Raw genomic sequence first — 19725 nt, 5'->3', positions numbered from 1 at the left:
CGCCCGGGAATCTGTTTCCGAGCGGTTACCGCACTTGGCGCACGAAAGGCGCAACTCCTACTTCTTCAGCAGGCCCTTGGACTCCAGATAGGCCTTCGCGACATCCGAGGGCTTGGCGCGCTCGGCGTCGACCTTGCGGTTCAGCTCGACCAGGTCGGCCGTGGTGAGCGCCTTGGTGATCTTGTCGAGGGCGGCCGCGATCTCGGGGGCGCCGGCGTCCTTGGCATTGACCACCGGGAGCACGTTGTCGGCGTTCTGGAGCTTCTTGTCGTCCTCCAGCAGCACCAGGCCGAAGGTGTCGAGGGTGGCGTCCGTGGTGGTGGTCAGGACGAGCTGGTCCGCGCCGTCCTTGACCGCCTGCTTGGCCTGCGGGGTGCCGACGCCCTTGGGGTCGATACCGGAAACGTCGATTCCGTACGCGGACTTCAATCCGGGGGCGCAGAAGGGCCGCACCGCGCATTCGTCACCCGCAGCGATCTTCACCTTCAGACCGGACTTGCCCAGATCGGAAAGGGTCTTGAGATTGTTCTTCGTGGCGAATTCCTTGCTCACCGCGAAGGCGTTCTGGTCGACCGCCGAGCCCGCGGGCAGCGCCTTCAGGCCCAGCGGGCCCGCCAGCTTCTCCAGGGCCGCCACCGTCGCCGTCACATCGCTCGACGCGACCGGCTTCTCCGTCGGCGCCTTGGAGCCGTTCACCTTGGCGTTGAGGAACTCCGCGAGGGTCGCCGCGTACTCCGGGACGACGTCGATCTCGCCCTTCTCCAGCGAGGGCTCGTACAGCTCGCGGTTGCTGACCGTGGTGATCGAGGTGTCGTAGCCGGCGTCCTTGAGGACCTGCGCGTACAGCTCGGCCAGCACGTTGGACTCGGTGAATCCGGCGGCGCCGATCACCAGTTTGCCGCCCTTGGCGCCCTCGGACGACCCGGAGGCGGCGGCGGAGGAGCCGCCGTCCTTGGTCTTCTCCAGGCTGTCGCCGCCGCACGCGGCGAGCGATGCGGTCAGGGCGACGGCACCCAGGGCCGCGCCGAGGGCGCGCGTGGACTTGCTCATCTCAATCTCCTTCAAGGGGTGGGCCGGCAAGGGGTGGGCCGATGCGTCGGGGCTCGCTCAGCGGGTGGCCGCGCCCGGCAGCAGCCGGTCGGCCGCCACCAGCGCGCCCTCCACGAGCAGGGCCAGCGCGGCGACCAGCAGGGCGCCCGCGACGACCTGCGGGGTGTTGTACGTGTTGAAGCCGGCGGTGATGATCCGGCCGAGGCCGCCCTGGCCGACCATGGCGGCGATGGTGGCCGTGGCGATGACCTGGACGGCGCCCGAGCGCAGCCCCGTCATGACCAGGCCGCGCGCGAGCGGCAGTTCCACCCGCCAGAAGAGCTGGCGGCCGGACATGCCCATGCCCCGGGCGGCCTCCACCACCGAGCGGTCGACCTCGCGCATGCCGACGTAGGCGTTGGTCAGCAGCGGCGGGATGGCGAACAGGACCAGCGCGGCGATGGTGGGCACGTACCCGGCGTTGCGCAGCGGGGAGACCATGAACAGCGCCAGCACCGCGAAGACCGGTACGGCCCGACCGACGTTGGAGACGTTGACGGCGAGGCCGCCGCCCTTGCCGAGGTGGCCCAGCCACAGTCCGACCGGGAGGGCGAGGGCGCAGGCCAGGGCCAGGGCGACGCCGCTGACGTACACGTGCTCGCCGAGCCGGTGCCAGACTCCGCTCTCCCCGGACCAGTTGGCCCCGTCGGCCAGCCAGTCCCAGGCCTGTCCCAGTACTCCCATCAGACGGCTCCCGCGGTGACGTCGGCGGTACGGGCGGCGCGCTCGGCCCGCGTCGGGCGGCTCGCACGGGTCCAGGGCGTCAGCAGCCGCTGGACGCCGAGCAGCGCCAGGTCCGCGACGAGCGCGAGGAGCACGCACAGCACCGAGGCGGTGAGCACCTGCGCCTTGAAGGAGCTGTTCACGGCGGGTGCGATGAGGTTGCCGAGGCCGCCCTTGCCCACGATGGAGCCCACGGTGGTCAGCGCCACCGTGGAGACGGTCGCGATCCGCACGCCGGCCAGCAGCGCGGGCAGCGCCAGCGGGAGCTCGACCTGCCACAGCAGCCGGCCCGGTCCGTACCCCATCCCGCGCGCGGCTTCCCGTACGTCCTCGGGCACGGCTTCGAGACCGGCCAGCACGTTGCGCACGAGGATGGTCAGCGAATACAGCACCAGGCCGGTCACCACCAGGGCCGCCGAGAGTCCGAAGACCGGCAGCAGCAGGGAGAACATGGCGAGCGAGGGGACCGTGTAGAGCAGGGTGGTGATGCCCAGGACGGGGGCCGCCCAGTGCCGGCCGCGGCGCGCCAGCAGGGCGAGCGGGACGGACACGGCGATGCCGATCAGCACCGACACGCCCGTGATCCAGATGTGTTCGAGGGTGGCGTCGGTGAGCTCCTGGGAGCGGGACGTCACGTACTCCCAGCAGATCCAGTCGTTCGCCACCAGGCAGCTCTGTCCTGCCATCGCTCCTCACCCCCCGTCACCGACCGCACGTAGGAGCGACCATAACCCCCGGCACGGACAATGGCCGGAATCCTTCGCACACGGGCAACACGCCCTTCACAAACGGACCCCGCGGGTAGGGAAAGATGGCGGGGTGATCCGATTCGAGCAAGTGACCAAGCGGTACCCCGACGGGACGACCGCCGTCGCGGACCTGTCCTTCGAGGTCGCCGAGGGCGAACTGGTCACCCTGGTGGGCCCGTCCGGCTGCGGCAAGACGACCACCATGAAGATGGTCAACCGGCTCATCGAGCCGACCTCCGGCCGGATCCTGCTGAACGGCGAGGCCATCGCGGAGGCCGACCCGGTCGAACTGCGCCGGCGCATCGGCTACGTCATCCAGCAGGTCGGGCTGTTCCCGCACAAGACGGTGCTGGAGAACACGGCCACCGTGCCCCAGCTCATCGGCACCCCGAAGGCCAAGGCCCGCGCGCGGGCCGCCGAGCTCCTCGACCTGGTCGGACTGGACCCGGCCGTCTACGGGGGCCGCTACCCGGAGCAGCTCTCCGGCGGGCAGCGCCAGCGCGTCGGCGTGGCCCGGGCGCTCGCCGCGGACCCGCCGGTGCTGCTGATGGACGAGCCGTTCGGCGCGGTCGACCCGGTGGTGCGCGAGCGGCTGCAGAACGAGTTCCTGGCACTCCAGCGGACCGTGCGCAAGACGATCCTGCTGGTCACGCACGATCTGGAGGAGGCGGTCCGGCTCGGCGACCGCATCGCCGTCTACGGAGCGGGCACCATCGAGCAGTTCGCCCGCCCGGCGCAGGTGCTGGGCGCCCCGGCGACCGACTACGTGGCCGGCTTCGTCGGCGCGGACCGCGGGCTGAAGCGGCTCGCGGTCACCCCCGTGACGGAGGCCGACCTGACCGAGCTCGCCGACCCGACCGACCCGACCGGCCCGGCGGACCCGGCGGACCCGGCGGACCCGGCCTCCGGCAACGGAAAGGCCCCCACCGCCGAAGTGGCGCTGGGGGCCAGTCTGCGCGAGGCGCTCGCGCTGCTGCTCCAAGAGGACTCGGGCCGGATCGGGGTCACTGATCCCGCCACCGGCGCGCTGATCGGCGTACTCACCCCGGAGGGGGTGCACCGGGCGCTGCGCCGGGCCCGGCTGCAGGAGGCCTGAGCCGGGGCCGGGCGCCCGTTACGCCTGGATCCGGCCGCTCATCCACACCAGCATCGGCGGGATCTCGCGGCGCCAGGTGTTGAAGTTGTGGCCGCCGCTGTCGAGGATGATCGAGGAGACCCGGTCCGGGCCCTTGACCAGCTTGATGAACTTCTTCGTGCCGGCGAGGTTCGGCTCGCCCTTCTCGCTGCTGGTGACGAGGAAGGACGTGCCCGTCGGCTGCTTGGCCTTGACGGCCTCCAGCACGTTCGCACGGGCCTTCAACTGGTCGTCCCCGTGGAAGAGGTCACCGGTCGTCGGGTCGTCCGCGGCCTCGTAGTACGCGGACAGTCCCGCGGCCGCACCGAAGTTCTGCGGGTAGTGCGCGGCCATCTTCAGGGCGCAGTAACCGCCCGTGGAGTTGCCGATGAAGCCCATGTTCCCGGGCTTCTTGCCGACCCGGAAGGTGCTCTGGATGGCCTGCGGGAGGTCCTGGCCGTAGAAGGTCTCGGTCTGCGGGCCATCGGGTATGTCCACGCACTCGGTGTCGCGCGCACCGGGAGTCGGCCGCATCATGACCAGGATCATCGGCTTCATCTTGCCCGCCTTGGACAGGCTGAAGGCCTTCATCGGGTAGTCGAGCCCTTTGATCAGGTTCTCCGCCATGCCCGGGTAGCCCGTCAGGACGATGGAGGCCGGGAAGTTCTTGTCCTTGTACTGCGGCTGGAAGTACTCCGGCGGCAGCCACACGTACCCGGGGCTCGTTATCTTCGACTTCTGGCCCGTTATGGACACCTTCAGGATCTGCCCGCCGACCGGGGGCTTGGCGCCGCCGGGCACGTCGAGGTGCTGCTTGTCGACCACCTTGATGTCGTCGCTGCTCATGGAGTGGTCGACTACCTTGCCGATCGACGTCTCCTGGCCGAAGAGGTCGGCCCAGGAACCGTAGAAGAGGAACGACTTGTTCGCGGCGAGTCCGATCGCCGCGAACATCGCCAGCTGTGTCGCCAGGAGGAGGCCGATCCGGCCGAGGACCGAGCGCCAGGAGCGGCCCGAGAGCTTCGGCCAGAACCACACCGTGGCCGCGAACAGCAGCACCCCGGCAAGGATGGCCAGCGCCAGAACCGTATTACTGGTGAGACCCATGAGCAGTCAGTCGACTTTCTATGGCAGGACTAGATTTTTTCTCGACGGAAGAGTGAACCCGCTCCCCCTCGATGTCGTCCTAGTGGACGCACCACCCAACGAAGAGCCCCAGCGGCCTTCGGCCACATGATCTCTCGCGGAGCAACGGGAAGCGATGTCTAGCAGGATAGATGGCGATAAGTCGGGACAGGTTCCGAAGCCTGTCAGCCGAATCCTCCGAGGCCCCCGACCGGAGTCCGTCCCCGGCGTCGTGGGCACCGCCGTCACGGTCGTCGGACTGCTGGACATCGCCGCGGGGGTCTTCCCGCGCTTCCGGCACAGCCGCATCCACGCGGTCACCGAGGTGCTGCCCGGCTCCGTCGGCCCCTTCGCCGCCGCCCTGGCCCTCAGCGCCGGCGTCCTGCTCCTGCTGCTCGCCCACGGGCTCAAGCGCCGCAAGCGCCGCGCCTGGCGGGCCGCCGTGGTGCTGCTGCCGGCCGGGGCCGTCGCGCAGTTCACGTACCGCCACTCGGTCATCGGCGTGGTCATCGCGGCGGTGCTGCTGGCGCTCCTGCTGCGCCACCAGAGTGAATTCAAGGCGCTGCCCGACCCGCGCAGCCGCTGGAAGGCGCTCGCCAACTTCGTCCTGATGAGCGCGGGCTCGATCGGCCTCGGTCTGGTCATCGTCAACTCGCACCCCGGCCGCGTTGTAGGCAATCCGGGTGTTTATGAGCAGATCAGTCACGTCGTCTACGGGCTCTTCGGCTTCGAGGGCCCCGTCGACTACGCCGGCCGGGTGTCCTGGACCGTCGGCTACTCACTGGGCGCCCTCGGCATGCTGACCGCCGTCACCACCATCTACCTGGCCTTCCGCCCCGAGCACCCGGCCGCCCGGCTCACCGCCGACGACGAGGTCAAGCTCCGCGAGCTGCTCGCCCGGCACGGCGGCCGCGACTCGCTCGGCCACTTCGCGCTCCGCCGCGACAAGGCCGTCGTCTTCTCCCCCAGCGGCAAGGCCGCCGTCACCTACCGCGTCGTCTCCGGCGTGATGCTCGCCTCCGGCGACCCCGTCGGCGACGTCGAGGCCTGGCCCGGCGCCATCGAGCGGTTCATGGAGGAGGCCAAGACCCACTCCTGGACCCCCGCCGTCATGGGCTGCAGCGAGACCGGCGGCGAGGTCTGGACCCGCGAGACCGGCCTCGACGCCCTGGAGCTCGGGGACGAGGCGATCGTCGACGTCAAAGACTTCTCGCTCTCCGGCCGGGCGATGCGCAACGTCCGGCAGATGGTCAAGCGCATCGAACGCAACGGCTACACCACCCGGGTCCGCCGGGTCTCCGAGCTGACCGAAACCGAGCTGGAGCAGGTGCGCGGCGCAGCCGAGGCCTGGCGCGGCACCGACACCGAGCGCGGCTTCTCCATGGCCCTGGGCCGCGTCGGCGACCCGGGCGACGGCGACTGCTACATCGCCACCGCGCACCGCGTCGAGGAGGGCGACACCTCCCCCTTCGGCGACCTCAAGGCCGTCCTGCACTTCGTCCCCTGGGGCGCGGACGGCATGTCGCTGGAGCTGATGCGCCGCGACCGCGCTGCCGACCCCGGCATGAACGAGCTGCTGATCGTCGCCTCCCTGGAGGCCTCCCCGGCGCTCGGCATCGAGAAGGTCTCCCTGAACTTCGCGATGTTCCGCTCGGCCCTGGCCCGCGGCGAGAAGATCGGCGCCGGCCCGGTCCTGCGGATGTGGCGCAGCCTGCTGGTGTTCCTCTCGCGCTGGTTCCAGATCGAGTCGCTCTACAAGTTCAACGCGAAGTTCCGCCCGCGCTGGGAGCCCCGCTTCGTGGTCTTCCGCACCACCCGGGACCTGCCCCGCATCGGCTTCGCCGCGATGCAGGCCGAGGGCTTCGTCACCCTGGCCCTCCCCCGCCTGTTCGCCGCCCGCCGCCGCCCCAAGCCGGTCCGCACCTGCGCCCACCACCACGTCCCGTCCCCGTCCGTCCCCACCCAGACGGAACGCAAGGTGCGCGCCGCCTGAGGAATCCGGCCCGAACCCCCGAATCCAGCCCCGGCGAGCCCGAATCCAGCCCCGCCGGCGTTTGAGGCGCGGGGGTCCGGGGGCGGAGCCCCCGAGGGGGTCCGGGGCGCAGCCCCGGGGAACGGAGGAAGGGCGGGGCGGGGAGCAGCCCGCGCAGCGGCACCCCCCCCCCCCCCCCGCCCCGCCCGCCCCCCCCCCCGCCCCCCCCCCCCCCGCCCCCCCCCCCCCCCCGGGCGCGGCCCAGGCCCCCGGCCCAACCCGGGGCACCAAGTAAACCAAACGCGGGCCCCCCCCCCCGGGCCGGGGCCGCCCCGCGCCGCCCCCCCCCCCCCCCCCCCCCCCCCCCCCCCGGGGGGCCGGGGCCCCCCCCCCCGGGAACGGAGGAAGGGCGGGGCGGGGAGCAGCCCGCGCAGCGGCACCCCACCCACCCACCGGCCCGGCCGGCCCCGCACCCGGCCACCCGCCCACCGGCCCCGCCCGCCACGCAGGGCGAGGCCAAGGCCACGGGCCCTACCCTGGGAACCATGAACACGAACAGCGGCCCCGCCCCCAGGGGCCTGGTGACGGGCCTCCCCCACTGGGACCGCTGCGCGGTCATGGGCGTCGTCAACGTCACCCCCGACTCCTTCTCCGACGGCGGCCGCTGGTTCGACACCACCGCCGCCGTCAAGCGCGGCCTCGACCTCGTCGCCCAGGGCGCCGACCTCGTGGACGTCGGCGGCGAGTCCACCCGCCCCGGCGCCTCCCGCGTGGACGAGGAGGAGGAGCTGCGCCGGGTCGTCCCCGTCGTCCGCGGGCTCGCCTCCGAAGGCGTCGTCGTCTCGGTCGACACCATGCGCGCCTCCGTCGCCGCCGCGGCCGTCGCCGCCGGCGCCACCCTGGTCAACGACGTCAGCGGCGGCCTCGCCGACCCGGGCATGATCCCGGCCGTCGCCGCCGCCGAGGTGCCCTTCGTCGTCATGCACTGGCGCGGCTTCAGCGACGGCATGAACAGCCTCGCCGTCTACGACGACGTCCTCGCCGAGGTCACCGCGGAACTGCGCACCCGCATCGACGCCGTCGTCACCGGCGGCATCGCCCCCGAGCGGCTCCTGGTCGACCCGGGCCTGGGCTTCGCCAAGAACGCCGAGCACGACCTGGCCCTGGTCGCCCACCTCGCCGAGCTGCGCGCGCTCGGCTTCCCGCTGCTGGTCGCCGCCTCGCGCAAGCGCTTCCTCGGCCGGGTGCTGGCCGGCGCCGACGGCGCCTCCCCGCCGCCCGCCCGCGAACGCGACGCCGCCACCGCCGCCGTCACCGCCATCGCCGCCTCCCGGGGGGCCTGGGCCGTACGGGTCCACGAGGTACGGGCGAGCGCCGACGCGGTTCGGGTGGCCCGTGCCGTGGAAGGGGCACTGGGTACGACCCGTAGCAACGAGGAAGGGGCACGGTGAGCCGTACCGACATCGAATCCGTCGAAGAGGTCAACACGGCCTTCTACGAGGCCATGGAGCGGGGGGACTTCGACGCACTGTCGGCGCTCTGGCTCGAAGACGAGATCTCCTGCGTGCACCCGGGCTGGCCGGTGCTGTCGGGACGCGGCGAAGTGCTGCGCTCCTACGCGCTGATCATGTCGCACACCGAGTACATCCAGTTCTTCCTGACCGACACCAAGGTCACGGTCATAGGGGACACCGCCCTGGTGACCTGCACCGAGAACATCCTCAGCGGCGGACCCGCCGAGGACGGCGGAGAACTGGGCCCGCTCGTCGGCCAGCTCGTCGTCGCGACGAATGTGTTCCGACGCACACCGGACGGCTGGCGCCTCTGGTCGCACCACGGTTCTCCCGTGCTCACGGACTCCGACGAGGACGACGAGGAGGAGCCCTCCTAGCCCTTCAGCCGGGGGGCTGTCGGGGGCCGAGGTATTTCGCAGGTAAATTCGAAGACGGACGACGTCGACCGCACTCGGCGTGGGCCATGGATCCGGGGAGTCCCGGACCGGAAGCACCTACGAAAAGCAGGAGTGATTCGCGTGGATCGTGTCGCGCTGCGCGGCCTCAAGGCTCGCGGGCACCATGGCGTCTTCCCCCGGGAACGCGAGGAAGGCCAGACCTTCATCGTCGACCTGGTGCTCCACCTCGACACCCGGCCCGCGGCAGCGGGCGACGACCTGGCTAAGACGGTGCACTACGGGGTAGTCGCGGAGGAAGTCGTCGACGTGGTCCAGGGCGAGCCCGTGGACCTGATCGAGACCCTCGCCGAGCGGATCGCCCAGCAGTGCCTCAAGCACGAGGCGGTCGCCCAGGTGGAGGTCGTCGTCCACAAACCGGACGCGCCGATCACCGTTCCCTTCGACGACGTGACCATCACGATCACCCGGAGCCGCGCGTGAACAACGGAATGAACGCCCAGAGCGACCCCACCGTCCAGCCGGTACCCGCCTCCGTGGTCGAAGCCGTCGACGCGGCGGACGTGACCCTGTCCAACCCCAAGTGGGCCGTCGTCGCGCTCGGTGCGAACCTGGGCAACCGCCTGGAGACCCTCCAGGGCGCCATCGACGCCCTCGGCGACACCCCGGGCCTGCGGGTCAAGGCCGTCTCCGCCGTCTACGAGACGGAGCCGTGGGGCGTGGAGGCCGGCTCGCAGCCCGCGTACTTCAACGCCGTCATCTCGGTGAAGACCACCCTGCCCCCCGGCTCGCTGCTGGAGCGCGGCCACGCCATCGAGGAGGCCTTCGACCGCGTCCGCGAGGAGCGCTGGGGGCCCCGCACGATCGACGTCGACATCATCGCCTACGCCGACGTGGTCTCCGCCGACGCCGACCTCACCCTCCCGCACCCGCGCGCCCACCAGCGCGCCTTCGTGCTGGCCCCCTGGAACGACGTCGACCCCGAGGCCCAGATCCCCGGCCACGGGCCGGTGGCGGAGCTCCTGGCAGCCGTGGGCGTCGCCGGAGTCACCCGGCGCGAGGACCTGGAACTGCGCCTCCCCGAGTGAGCCGCGCCCGCGGGGCGGGGCCGTCGCACCCTTAGGATCACCGGATACGCACGCACGGGGAACGGTGGGAGAGGCGCACGTGAAGCAACTGAGGCCGGCGGTCCTGGCGGGCATTTTCGCGATCGCCGCGGTGCTGTCCTGGGCCGGAGCCCGGCTGTGGAACGCGTACGGCACGCTCCCCGGCGTCCCGGTGGCCGCGCCCATCGTGCTCGGCGCCATCGCCGTGGTCCTGCTGGCGACGGCCCTGTCGCTGCGCTCCCGTCTGAAGGCCCAGCGCGAGCGGGTGCCCGGCGCCAAGGGCGTGGAGCCGCTCATGGCGGCCCGCGCGGTCGTCTTCGGCCAGTCCAGCGCCCTCGTGGCGGCCCTGGTCGCGGGCGCCTACGGCGGCGTCGGCGTCTTCCTCCTCACCACCGCCATGGACGTGCCCGCCCGCCGCGACCAGACCTGGTACGCCGGCTTCTCGGTCCTGGCGGGCGCGGCGGTCGTGGCGGCGGCCCTCTTCCTGGAACACGTCCTGAAGCTCCCGGACGACGAGGACCCGGCCAAGGCGACCGCCACCCCGGCCTAGACCTCCCACGGCGTCCGGACAAGATGCCCGTTCACCAGGAAGTCCGGGTGAGGGGTCAGCCGGAAGCCGTACAGCGTGGACGGCTTGGTGCTGAGCGGCCGTTGCGTGACCGTGGCGACCTCGACCCAGGCCGACTCGTGGAGCTCGACGTCGTGCTCTTCCGCCCGGAACGTACCGCGCTTCGGCCAGCTGTCCGCAACCACGAGGTGGGATGACAACCCATCGGTGCGTGGCGTGAAGCGTGCACCGATGATCTCCGCGATATCGGCGAGAAACGGAGCGTTCGAGCTGACGAGGACTCTCGCCGGCCATCGAGTAATCCTGTACCCGTCACCGTCGCCGTAGCCGTCAAGGAATCCGCCGAAGGTCTCCTCGTCTCTGAGTACCACCCGCGGGAAGCTCTGGCGCATGTGGTGGGCATCGCCGCCCGCGTACTGCCTCATGAGGTCGGCGAGGTAGGAAGAGACCACACGGACCCGGAAGCCGGGTACGTCCCGCCCGAGGTATCCGGAAGGCCTTGTCACGGCTTCCAGCCGCGCGGGAAGGCCCGTGGCTCCGGTCACGGATCGCGCGTACTTCGCGGCGAACGCCTCGTCGTTGACCACCAAGGACACGTAGTTCCTACCCACCGTGCCGTCGGAGCACGTCGCCCCGATCAGGTAGCCGAGCTGGTATCCCGGCTGGATCGAAAGCCGTTCCCGGCGCAACTTGCGCGCGTGGGCCCAGGCCACCACGGTCCCGACGGCGTCACGTGCGTGCGTCCATCCGTCGGGCGTCCGGAGAAGCTGGTCCGGGGTCACGGCGAAGGTCGCGTGGTCCGTGCTCACGTCGACGAGGGCACGCGTCTGAGCCACGACCACGTCGACGACCTCGGTCTGCTCCGTGCGTCCGTCCCCGAGCGTCCACAACCGGGTTCCAGGCCGGACATCGCATGCTCGAAGGCGTCCTCCCACTGCATTGACCGTCTGCCTGCTCGGTAGGCCCCAAAGCATCGGTCCCCCTCAGCGAACTCGTGGAGGGGGACCGTAGCGGACAGCGCTGACAATCCGGCTAGCGCGCCAGGATGAGACTCATCGCCTCGGCTCGTGTTGCCGTGGCACGGAGCTGACCGCGGACCGCGGACGTGGTCGTCTTGGCTCCCGGCTTGCGGATTCCACGGACCGACATGCACATGTGCTCGGCCTCGACCACCACGATGGCGCCGCGCGCATCGAGGATCTCCATCAGCGAGTCGGCTATCTGCGTCGTGAGACGTTCCTGCACCTGCGGTCGGCGGGCGTAGACGTCCACGAGCCGGGCCAGCTTCGACAGACCCGTGATCTTGCCGTTCTCCGCCGGGATGTAGCCGACGTGAGCGACGCCGTGGAACGGCAGCAGGTGATGCTCGCACAAAGAGACGATTTCAATGTCCTTGACCAGGACCAGCTCATCGTGGCCCAGGTCGAACACCGTCGTCAGCACGTCCTCGGGCTTCTGCCACAGACCAGCCAGAATCTCCCTGTACGCCCGTGCCACGCGACCCGGGGTCTCCAGGAGCCCCTCTCGGTCCGGGTCCTCACCGACCGCGAACAGCAGCTCGCGGACCGCCGCCTCGGCGCGCTTCTCGTCGAACTCTCGGATCGCGCCCTCGCCACCGGTCAGGGTCACTGGGTCGGTCATGTTTTCCTCGTTCCTGTCTGTGCAGTCGCGGCCAAACAAGTATGACCAGATGAAAATGCCGCGCCCCCCAGGCTAGAACCTGGGGGGCGCGGCATCCATTCCGGGAGGTACTAGGCCTCCGGGCGCTCCTCCGGGGAGGGCTCCGGGGTCTTCTCCACCGAGACGGTGGAGGAGGAGGCCGACGTGCCGTTCGCCGCGTTCGTCAGCTGGAGCTCCTTGGGAGAGAGCACCGGCGGACGGGTGGACGGCGTGCGGTGCGAGGAGCCGGTCCACGCCGGGCGGGCCGGGCGCTTCACGATCGTCGAGAAGACCTCGGCGATCTGCTCCTTGTTGAGCGTCTCCTTCTCCAGGAGGGCGAGGACCAGGTTGTCGAGGACGTCGCGGTTCTCGACAAGGATCTCCCAGGCCTCGTTGTGCGCGGTCTCGATGAGCTTCTTGACCTCTTCGTCGACCAGCGCGGCAACCTCCTCCGAGTAGTCCCTCGGGTGCGACATCTCGCGGCCCAGGAACGGCTCGGTGTTGTCTCCGCCGAACTTGATCGCGCCGAGGCGCTCGGTCATGCCGTACTGGGTGACCATCGCGCGGGCCGTTGCCGTGGCCTTCTCGATGTCGTTCGCGGCGCCCGTGGTCGGGTCGTGGAAGACCAGTTCCTCGGCCGCGCGCCCGCCCAGCATGTACGCGAGCTGATCGAGCATCTCGTTGCGCGTGGTGGAGTACTTGTCCTCGTCGGGCAGGACCATGGTGTAACCCAGGGCCCGGCCGCGGGACAGGATGGTGATCTTGTGGACCGGGTCGGAGTTCGGGGAAGCCGCCGCGACCAGGGCGTGTCCGCCCTCGTGGTACGCGGTGATCTTCTTTTCCCGGTCCGACATGATCCGGGTCCGCTTCTGCGGGCCCGCCACGACGCGGTCGATCGCCTCGTCCAGCGCGTGGTTGTCGATCAGCTTCCCGTCCGAGCGGGCCGTGAGCAGCGCGGCCTCGTTCAGGACGTTGGCGAGATCGGCACCCGTGAAGCCGGGCGTGCGGCGGGCGACGGCGCCCAGGTCCACGTCCGGGGCGACCGGCTTGCCCTTCTGGTGGACCTTGAGGATCTCCAGACGGCCCTGCATGTCCGGACGGTCGACCGCGATCTGGCGGTCGAAGCGGCCGGGGCGCAGGAGGGCCGGGTCGAGGATGTCGGGACGGTTCGTGGCGGCGATCAGGATGACCCCGCCCTTCACGTCGAAGCCGTCCATCTCGACGAGCAGCTGGTTGAGGGTCTGCTCGCGCTCGTCGTGACCGCCGCCGAGGCCCGCACCGCGGTGCCGGCCGACGGCGTCGATCTCGTCGACGAAGACGATCGCCGGGGCGTTGGCCTTGGCCTGTTCGAACAGGTCGCGGACACGCGAGGCACCGACACCGACGAACATCTCGACGAAGTCGGATCCGGAGATCGAGTAGAAGGGCACACCGGCCTCGCCCGCGACGGCACGCGCGAGCAGGGTCTTTCCGGTGCCGGGCGGGCCGTAGAGCAGCACGCCCTTGGGGATCTTGGCGCCGACGGCCTGGAACTTCGCCGGCTCCTGGAGGAACTCCTTGATCTCGTGGAGTTCCTCGACGGCCTCGTCCGAGCCCGCGACATCGGCGAACGTCGTCTTCGGGGTGTCCTTGGTGATGAGCTTGGCCTTGGACTTCCCGAAGTTCATGACTCGGGAGCCGCCGCCCTGCATCTGGTTCATCAGGAACAGGAAGACCACGACGATGAGGACGAACGGCAGCAGCGAGAGCAGCACGCTCAGGAACGGGCTGGTCTTGTCCGGCGTGACGGAGTACCCGTCAGGGATCTGACCGGCTTCGTACTTGGTCTGGAGGTTCTGGGCGAGCTGTACGCCCTGGTCCCCGATGTAGTTGGCCTGGAACTTGGTGCCGTCGTTGTCGCCGAGCTTCTGGTCCTTCTTCAGCTCGATCTTGATCATCTGGCTGTCACCGGTGGTGAGCTTGGCGCTGTCCACCTGGCCACTGTTGATCGCCTTGATGACCTCGCTGGTCTCCACCGACTTGTAGCCGCCGCCGGAGCCGACGACGTTCATCAACACGACCACGGCGAGGACGGCCAGCACGATCCACATAACCGGCCCACGGAAGTATCGCTTCACGTCCATCCATACGGGGCGCTAGGCACCCCGTCCCTCCTGCCCGTAGGTAAATGCTGCTGTGAGTAAAGACTGTTCTTCGGAATGTACCCCTGCATTGTCACCCGCGGCCTCATGGGACGGCTGACAGACCCGCCTTTCCATGCTCCAACGGCGGGAATCGCTCCAGGGTTCCCCTGTCGGGCGCTGGATCAGCCGCCGTAGACATGGGGAGCGAGGGTGCCGACGAACGGCAGGTTGCGGTACTTCTCGGCGTAGTCGAGGCCGTAGCCGACGACGAACTCGTTCGGGATGTCGAAGCCGACCCACTTCACGTCGATCGCGACCTTGGCGGCGTCGGGCTTGCGCAGCAGCGTGACGACCTCCAGGGAGGCCGGCTGGCGGGAGCCGAGGTTCGACAGGAGCCAGGACAGGGTCAGGCCCGAGTCGATGATGTCCTCGACGATCAGGACGTGCTTGTCCTTGATGTCGGTGTCCAGGTCCTTCAGGATCCGGACCACGCCCGAGGACTGGGTTCCGGCGCCGTACGAGGACACCGCCATCCAGTCCATGGTGAGCGGGGTGGACAAGGCGCGCGCCAGGTCCGCCATCACCATCACCGCGCCCTTGAGGACGCCGACGATGAGCAGGTCCTTGCCCGCGTACTCCGCGTCGATCTTCGCGGCCAGCTCGGCCAGCTTCGCGTCGATCTCTTCCTTGGTGATGAGCACCGACTGGAGGTCGCTGCCCATGTCCTTCTCGTCCACCCGCATCACTTTCGTTGTCGGCTGGGGCTCCGGGGGTGACCCCGGAGGTCTCAGCCGTGTTTCAGCACCAATCAGCCCTGCCGGATGACCAGTCTGCCACCCTGCCGCTGGGCCTCGACCCGGCCGGGCAGGTTGATGGCTCCCTGACCGCGCCATCCGGTGATGAGCCGGTCGACTTCCTCGATGTGGCGGGCGAAGAGGGAGCCTGCGGGGGAACCGGCGGCGACGACGGCCCGGCGCAGTACGCGGCGGCGGACGGCGGGGGGCAGCGCGTACAGCTTGGCGCACTCCAGGCGGCCGTCCTCGTCCCGTACGCCGCTCTCGGCCTCGGCGGCCCAGGCGTCCAGGGCATCGGCGTCGTCGCGGGAGAGCTGGGCGGTGCGGGCGAGCGCCTCCACGACCCCCTTGCCGAGCGCCTTCTCCAGGGCGGGCAGTCCCTCGTGGCGCAGGCGGGAGCGGGTGTAGGCGGGGTCGATGTTGTGCGGGTCGTCCCAGACGGCGAGGGACTGGACCATGCAGGCCTTGCGGGCGGTCTGCCGGTCCACCTGGAGGAAGGGCCGGCGGTAGCGGTGGCTGCGGCCGCCCCGTACGCCGGGGCCTCCGGAGACTTCCGCCATGCCGGAGAGCGAGCGGATGCCGGAGCCGCGGGCGAGGCCCAGCAGGACGGTTTCGGCTTGGTCGTCGCGGGTGTGGCCGAGCAGCACGGCGACGGCGCCCAGTCGGTCGGCGGCCTCGTCCAGGGCCGCGTAGCGGGCGTCGCGGGCCGCGGCTTCGGGGCCTCCGTCGCGGCCGACGCGCACGGCGACGGACTCCACGGGGTCGAGGTGCAGCGCGGTCATGCGGGAGACGACCTCGGCGGCGCGCAGGGCGGAGCCGTCCTGGAGGCCGTGGTCGACGGTGATGCCGCCGGCCCGGATTCCGAGTTTGGGGGCCTCGAAGGCGAGGGCGGAGGCGAGCGCCATGGAGTCCGCGCCGCCGGAGCAGGCGACGAGGACGAGCGGGGCGGTGTCGGGGAGGGGGTCGTGGGGGGCGGCACCGGCCGAGGAGCCGACGGTGCGGCCGGGGCGGCCCACCCGGGGTGCGGGGGCGGGAGCGGGGCGGCTGGTGATGTCGGTGAGGTCGGTGAGGACGTCGTGGAGTGCGCGGCGGACCGCCAGGCGTATCGCTGCGACCGCAGGATGGGGACCCATGTCCGGTGCCCTTCGGTGGAGTTCGGATGCCTCGGAGGCGCTGGGGAGGCGTAGGGGGAGGTGGTGTGCCGGTGTGCTGCCCGGCTCCCCCGCGGGCGGGGGTTGTCACTCAGAGTGCGTCGATGGTGACAGAACCGAGCCGTTCCCCGAGCATCGCACGCCCTTCCACGCCCCACGGTCCCTCGGACGGGTGACGCTGCTTCCCCCAGAGGGACATCTTCACGCCTCTCCGGTCACACCTCTTCGCTCGCCTCGCTCTGCTCGCTCCCCTTGCGGTGGACGCGGGCCACCCAGTCCGCGGGCCTGGCGATCTCGGACTTGGTCGGCAGTGTGTTCGGGGAGGTCCAGACCCGGTTGAAGCCGTCCATGCCGACCTGGCCGACGACGGCGCGGACGAAGCGTTCGCCGTCGCGGTACTGGCGCAGCTTCGCGTCGAGGCCGAGGAGCTTGCGCAGGGCGGCGTCGAGCCGGCCGGCTCCGCTGGCCCTGCGCTGCTGGAACTTCTCGCGGATCTCGGCGACGGAGGGCACGACCTCGGGGCCGACCCCGTCCATGACGAAGTCGGCGTGGCCTTCCAGGAGGGACATGACGGCGGTGAGCCGGGCGAGCACCTCGCGCTGCTCGGGGGTCTGGACGAGCTCGACGAGGGAGCGGCCCTCCTCTCCGCTCTCCGCGTCGGGGCGGGCTCCGGCGAAGGACTGGGCGGCCTCGCGCAGCCGCTCCAGGACGGTCATCGGGTCCACTTCGGTGGCTCCGAGGAACGTCTGGATTTCGCCCTCCAGGTGTTCGCGGAGCCACGGGACGGCCGTGAACTGGGTACGGTGCGTCTCCTCGTGCAGGCAGACCCAGAGGCGGAAGTCGTGCGGGTCCACCTCCAGCTCGCGCTCCACGTGGACGATGTTCGGCGCGACGAGCAGCAGCCGGCCGCCCGTGGCGGAGCCCGGGAGGTCGAGGCCCGCGGGCGCGAAGGTCTCGTACTGGCCGAGCACGCGGGAGGCCAGGAAGCTGAGCAGCATGCCCAGCTCGACGCCGGTGACCTTGCCGCCGACCGCGCCGAGCACGGCGCCGCCGGGGGTGCCGGAGCGGCGGTCCTGCATCTTGCCGAGGAGGGGCGACAGGAGCTCGCGGAAGCCCGCCACGTTGGCCTTGACCCAGCCGGCCCGGTCCACGACGAGGACGGGCGTATCGGCCGGGGCCGTGCCTTCGGGCATCATCCGCGTGAAAGCGCGCACGTGCCGTTCGGAGGTCTTGGCGTGCCTGCGCAGCTCCGCCACGACGGCCCGCGCCTCTTCCCGGCTGACCTCGGGACCGGGCCGCACGAGCCTGGTCGCGGTCGCCACCGCGAGGTTCCAGTCGACCATCTCCGCACCACCGAAGCTCGTCATGCGTCAACCGTACGTGGACCTCGGCGCGGGCGGGATCCCCAGGACGCCCTAGGAAGCGGTGGCCACGGCAGCCGCGAGCTTGTCGAGGCCCTTCTCGGCGGCGCCGGCGTCCGGGGTGTTCGCGGTCAGGAACGCGAAGGCGAGCAGTCGGCCGGTGGGGTCGAGGACGGTGCCGGCGAGGGTGTTCACGCCGGTCAGGGTGCCGGTCTTGGCCCGCAGCAGGCCGGCCGCCGGGGAGGTGCCGGAGTTGCGGCCGCGCAGGGTGCCGGTGAATCCGGCGACGGGCAGTCCGGTGAGGACGGGCCGTAGCTCCGGCCGCTGCGGATCGGCGGCCCTGGCGAGGAGGGCGGTGAGCAGGCCGGCGCTGACCTTGTCGGCGCGGCCCAGCCCGCTGCCGTCGGCGAAGCGGGAGCCGGCGGTGTCGACCCCGAGGGCGGCGAGTCTGGGACCGGTGGCCTGGGCGACGCCGTCGAAGCTGGCGGGCGCTCCGGAGGCGAGGGCCGTCTGGCGGGCGAGGGCTTCGGCGATGTCGTTGTCGCTGTAGGTCAGCATCCGCTCGACGAGCCCGGCGAGCGGCGGCGAGAGGGTGGCGGCGAGCGGGACGGCCCCCGCGGCGGCCTTGGCCCGCGCGGGCTCGCCGGTGACCTTGACCCCGCGTTCCGCCAGCAGGGCGGCGAAGGCCCGGGCGGTGTCGCGGGAGGGGTCCTGGCTGCGCTTGACGGGGCCGGAGAAGGATTCGTCGGGGCGGCCTTCGTCGGCGGTCAGGGCGGTGACGGGTGCGAGGTTGGGGTTGTCGCCGATCGGGTGGACGGCGGGGCCGGTGTAGAGCGAGTCGTCGTAGCCGAGGGCCACGGTGTCGGTGCCGGCGGCCTTGAGGGCCTGGGCGGTGTCCGCGGCGAGGGCGACGAGGCTGCCGCCGGAGCCGGCGGGCGCCTTCTTCTTGGCGGTGAGCGACGGGTCGCCGCCGCCGACGAGGACGATCTGGCCGGGCCCGGCGCCGGGGGTCACGGTGGTGCGGATCCGGTGGTCGGGGCCGAGGGCCGCGAGGGCGGCCGAGGCGGTGGCGATCTTGACGGTGGAGGCGGGGGTCATGGGCTCCCGGGCCCCGGCCTCGAAGAGGACCGTCCCGGTGGCGGTGTCGATCACGGAGGCGCTGCGGACGGTCCCCAGGGCGGGGTCGGCGAGCAGCGGCCGCAGGGCGGCGGCGAGGACTCCGGAGTCCGCGGCCACCGCCTGTCCGCCGGTGGCGTCGCCGGCTCCGGCCGGGCGGAGCCCGGCGAGCACGCCGGGGGCGCTGGGGGCGGCCTCCGGGAGGGCCGCGGCGCCGTCCGTGCCGTGATCTGCGCCACCCGTACGGCTCCAGGAGGCGGCCTTGTCCCGCTCGGCCTTACGCTGGCCGGAGTCCCAGGGACCCGCGGCGGCCACCGTCGCGGCCGACAGGGCGAGGCCGGAGACGGCCGACACCGCGATGAGCTGCCAGGTCCTGACCAATGGCACCTCGGACCAGCCCCTTTCGCGATCACACATATGCGTGAGGGACACTTAACCATTGCGTCTTGCCGCGAGCATGGCACCCCACCCGGCAGGGCCGGGACGGCCACGCACGCAGGTGAGTCGGAGCAGTCCCGAAGCAATCAAGCTACTGAAGCTGATCATGGAGGAGCAGGACGTGGAGTTCGACGTCACCATCGAGATCCCCAAGGGTTCGCGGAACAAGTACGAGGTGGACCACGAGACCGGCCGGATCCGTCTGGACCGTCGCCTCTTCACCTCGACCAGCTACCCGGCCGACTACGGCTTCGTCGAGAACACCCTCGGCGAGGACGGCGACCCGCTGGACGCGCTGGTCATCCTTGACGAGCCGACCTTCCCGGGCTGCCTCATCAAGTGCCGCGCGATCGGCATGTTCAACATGACGGACGAGGCGGGCGGCGACGCCAAGCTGCTGTGCGTGCCGGCGTCGGACCCGCGCGTGGAGCACCTGCGCGACATCCACCACGTGTCCGAGTTCGACCGCCTGGAGATCCAGCACTTCTTCGAGGTCTACAAGGACCTGGAGCCGGGCAAGTCGGTCGAGGGCGCGAACTGGGTCGGCCGCGTCGAGGCCGAGGCCGAGATCGAGGCCTCGTACAAGCGCCTCGAGGCCCAGGGCGGCCAGCACTGAGCTCCGCTCGGTGACGGAGCGGGCCTGAGGCCCCTCCAGCCCCTGTGACACCGCGGGCGGTACCCCTTGGACGGGGTGCCGCCCGTCGTCTTGTGCGGGGGCGGGCCGGCCG

Annotated in this window: 19 protein-coding genes; 8 read left to right on the top strand and 11 right to left on the bottom strand. The window is 71.2% G+C overall.

Annotated elements, in window-relative coordinates; translation table 11 throughout:
- Positions 1-57: 57 nt before the first annotated feature.
- Genes ACIA8F_RS32570 through ACIA8F_RS32560 form a run of 3 tightly spaced genes read right to left on the bottom strand, consistent with a single transcriptional unit; the run spans position 58 to position 2498 of the window.
- On the bottom strand, positions 58-1050 hold the full coding sequence (locus ACIA8F_RS32570) for an ABC transporter substrate-binding protein (RefSeq protein ID WP_399384225.1): 993 nt from the start codon (positions 1048-1050) through the stop codon (positions 58-60).
- A 57-nt stretch (positions 1051-1107) separates the two neighbouring features.
- On the bottom strand, positions 1108-1773 hold the full coding sequence (locus ACIA8F_RS32565; protein ID WP_399384224.1) for an ABC transporter permease: 666 nt from the start codon (positions 1771-1773) through the stop codon (positions 1108-1110).
- On the bottom strand, positions 1773-2498 hold the full coding sequence (locus tag ACIA8F_RS32560; RefSeq protein ID WP_399384223.1) for an ABC transporter permease: 726 nt from the start codon (positions 2496-2498) through the stop codon (positions 1773-1775). Before ACIA8F_RS32560 ends, ACIA8F_RS32565 begins: the two co-directional genes overlap by 1 nt.
- A 133-nt stretch (positions 2499-2631) precedes the next feature.
- Here ACIA8F_RS32560 and ACIA8F_RS32555 point away from each other — a divergent pair, with 133 nt between their 5' ends.
- Entirely contained in the window at positions 2632-3657 is a 1026-nt protein-coding gene (locus tag ACIA8F_RS32555; protein WP_399384222.1) for an ABC transporter ATP-binding protein, read from the top strand.
- Between the two features lie 18 nt (positions 3658-3675).
- Here the strand turns inward: ACIA8F_RS32555 and ACIA8F_RS32550 are convergent, their stop codons facing one another.
- Positions 3676-4782: an alpha/beta hydrolase-fold protein gene (locus ACIA8F_RS32550; protein ID WP_399384220.1), complete on the bottom strand. Its 1107-nt coding sequence runs from the start codon at positions 4780-4782 to the stop codon at positions 3676-3678.
- Between the two features lie 154 nt (positions 4783-4936).
- On the opposite strand from ACIA8F_RS32550, the gene ACIA8F_RS32545 reads away from it, so the two are divergent.
- The 6 genes from ACIA8F_RS32545 (at position 4937) to ACIA8F_RS32520 (ending at position 10337) form a co-directional block, all read left to right on the top strand.
- Complete coding sequence (locus tag ACIA8F_RS32545) at positions 4937-6793, top strand: phosphatidylglycerol lysyltransferase domain-containing protein (protein ID WP_399384219.1); 1857 nt, start codon at positions 4937-4939, stop codon at positions 6791-6793.
- Positions 6794-7317: 524 nt separating this feature from the next.
- A complete protein-coding gene (gene folP / locus ACIA8F_RS32540; protein ID WP_399384218.1) occupies positions 7318-8223 on the top strand; it encodes a dihydropteroate synthase in 906 nt (301 codons plus the stop codon).
- 53 nt (positions 8224-8276) lie between these two features.
- Positions 8277-8663, top strand: coding sequence for a nuclear transport factor 2 family protein (locus ACIA8F_RS32535; RefSeq protein WP_383950244.1), 387 nt, complete (start codon positions 8277-8279; stop codon positions 8661-8663).
- A 141-nt stretch (positions 8664-8804) separates the two neighbouring features.
- The gene (folB, locus tag ACIA8F_RS32530) at positions 8805-9164 is read left to right on the top strand and encodes a dihydroneopterin aldolase (protein ID WP_030010912.1); all 360 of its coding nucleotides are present in this window, start codon (positions 8805-8807) and stop codon (positions 9162-9164) included.
- Between the two features lie 8 nt (positions 9165-9172).
- On the top strand, positions 9173-9769 hold the full coding sequence (gene folK / locus ACIA8F_RS32525; protein WP_399384304.1) for a 2-amino-4-hydroxy-6-hydroxymethyldihydropteridine diphosphokinase: 597 nt from the start codon (positions 9173-9175) through the stop codon (positions 9767-9769).
- A gap of 79 nt (positions 9770-9848) precedes the next feature.
- Entirely contained in the window at positions 9849-10337 is a 489-nt protein-coding gene (locus ACIA8F_RS32520; protein WP_399384216.1) for a DUF3180 domain-containing protein, read from the top strand.
- Here the strand turns inward: ACIA8F_RS32520 and ACIA8F_RS32515 are convergent.
- From ACIA8F_RS32515 to dacB, 7 genes are all read right to left on the bottom strand, one after another.
- Positions 10334-11245: a hypothetical protein gene (locus ACIA8F_RS32515; protein WP_399384214.1), complete on the bottom strand. Its 912-nt coding sequence runs from the start codon at positions 11243-11245 to the stop codon at positions 10334-10336. The two genes, ACIA8F_RS32520 and ACIA8F_RS32515, sit on opposite strands and share 4 nt — an antisense overlap.
- A gap of 142 nt (positions 11246-11387) precedes the next feature.
- The gene (gene folE / locus ACIA8F_RS32510) at positions 11388-11996 is read right to left on the bottom strand and encodes a GTP cyclohydrolase I FolE (RefSeq protein WP_399384212.1); all 609 of its coding nucleotides are present in this window, start codon (positions 11994-11996) and stop codon (positions 11388-11390) included.
- A 110-nt stretch (positions 11997-12106) separates the two neighbouring features.
- Positions 12107-14137 carry an ATP-dependent zinc metalloprotease FtsH gene (ftsH, locus tag ACIA8F_RS32505; protein ID WP_399384210.1) on the bottom strand — a complete coding sequence of 677 codons (2031 nt, stop codon included), beginning with the start codon at positions 14135-14137 and terminating at the stop codon, positions 12107-12109.
- A gap of 182 nt (positions 14138-14319) precedes the next feature.
- A complete protein-coding gene (hpt, locus tag ACIA8F_RS32500; RefSeq protein ID WP_030158549.1) occupies positions 14320-14880 on the bottom strand; it encodes a hypoxanthine phosphoribosyltransferase in 561 nt (186 codons plus the stop codon).
- 65 nt (positions 14881-14945) lie between these two features.
- A complete protein-coding gene (gene tilS, locus ACIA8F_RS32495) occupies positions 14946-16064 on the bottom strand; it encodes a tRNA lysidine(34) synthetase TilS (protein ID WP_399384209.1) in 1119 nt (372 codons plus the stop codon).
- A 233-nt stretch (positions 16065-16297) separates the two neighbouring features.
- Positions 16298-17449: a zinc-dependent metalloprotease gene (locus ACIA8F_RS32490; RefSeq protein ID WP_399384207.1), complete on the bottom strand. Its 1152-nt coding sequence runs from the start codon at positions 17447-17449 to the stop codon at positions 16298-16300.
- Between the two features lie 48 nt (positions 17450-17497).
- On the bottom strand, positions 17498-18946 hold the full coding sequence (gene dacB / locus ACIA8F_RS32485) for a D-alanyl-D-alanine carboxypeptidase/D-alanyl-D-alanine-endopeptidase (RefSeq protein WP_399384205.1): 1449 nt from the start codon (positions 18944-18946) through the stop codon (positions 17498-17500).
- A gap of 172 nt (positions 18947-19118) precedes the next feature.
- Here dacB and ACIA8F_RS32480 point away from each other — a divergent pair, with 172 nt between their 5' ends.
- Positions 19119-19613: an inorganic diphosphatase gene (locus ACIA8F_RS32480; RefSeq protein ID WP_266912864.1), complete on the top strand. Its 495-nt coding sequence runs from the start codon at positions 19119-19121 to the stop codon at positions 19611-19613.
- Positions 19614-19725 lie beyond the last annotated feature (112 nt).

Source organism: Streptomyces sp. NPDC051563, from assembly GCF_044454225.1.
GTDB lineage: Bacteria > Actinomycetota > Actinomycetes > Streptomycetales > Streptomycetaceae > Streptomyces.
Note: the sequence above shows the minus strand (reverse complement) of the source record. Positions and strands in the feature narration are given on the sequence as shown.

Bases quoted from the DNA above. Each gene is read 5' to 3' on its own strand.
- tilS (WP_399384209.1), bottom strand. From the start codon at position 16,064: ATGGGTCCCCATCCTGCGGTCGCAGCGATACGCCTGGCGGTCCGCCGC.
- ACIA8F_RS32550 (WP_399384220.1), bottom strand. From the start codon at position 4,782: ATGGGTCTCACCAGTAATACGGTTCTGGCGCTGGCCATCCTTGCCGGG.
- folP (WP_399384218.1), top strand. From the start codon at position 7,318: ATGAACACGAACAGCGGCCCCGCCCCCAGGGGCCTGGTGACGGGCCTC.
- folE (WP_399384212.1), bottom strand. From the start codon at position 11,996: ATGACCGACCCAGTGACCCTGACCGGTGGCGAGGGCGCGATCCGAGAG.
- ACIA8F_RS32570 (WP_399384225.1), bottom strand. From the start codon at position 1,050: ATGAGCAAGTCCACGCGCGCCCTCGGCGCGGCCCTGGGTGCCGTCGCC.
- ACIA8F_RS32565 (WP_399384224.1), bottom strand. From the start codon at position 1,773: ATGGGAGTACTGGGACAGGCCTGGGACTGGCTGGCCGACGGGGCCAAC.
- ACIA8F_RS32545 (WP_399384219.1), top strand. From the start codon at position 4,937: ATGTCTAGCAGGATAGATGGCGATAAGTCGGGACAGGTTCCGAAGCCT.
- ftsH (WP_399384210.1), bottom strand. From the start codon at position 14,137: ATGGACGTGAAGCGATACTTCCGTGGGCCGGTTATGTGGATCGTGCTG.
- hpt (WP_030158549.1), bottom strand. From the start codon at position 14,880: ATGCGGGTGGACGAGAAGGACATGGGCAGCGACCTCCAGTCGGTGCTC.
- ACIA8F_RS32490 (WP_399384207.1), bottom strand. From the start codon at position 17,449: ATGACGAGCTTCGGTGGTGCGGAGATGGTCGACTGGAACCTCGCGGTG.
- folK (WP_399384304.1), top strand. From the start codon at position 9,173: ATGAACGCCCAGAGCGACCCCACCGTCCAGCCGGTACCCGCCTCCGTG.
- ACIA8F_RS32535 (WP_383950244.1), top strand. From the start codon at position 8,277: ATGGAGCGGGGGGACTTCGACGCACTGTCGGCGCTCTGGCTCGAAGAC.
- ACIA8F_RS32560 (WP_399384223.1), bottom strand. From the start codon at position 2,498: ATGGCAGGACAGAGCTGCCTGGTGGCGAACGACTGGATCTGCTGGGAG.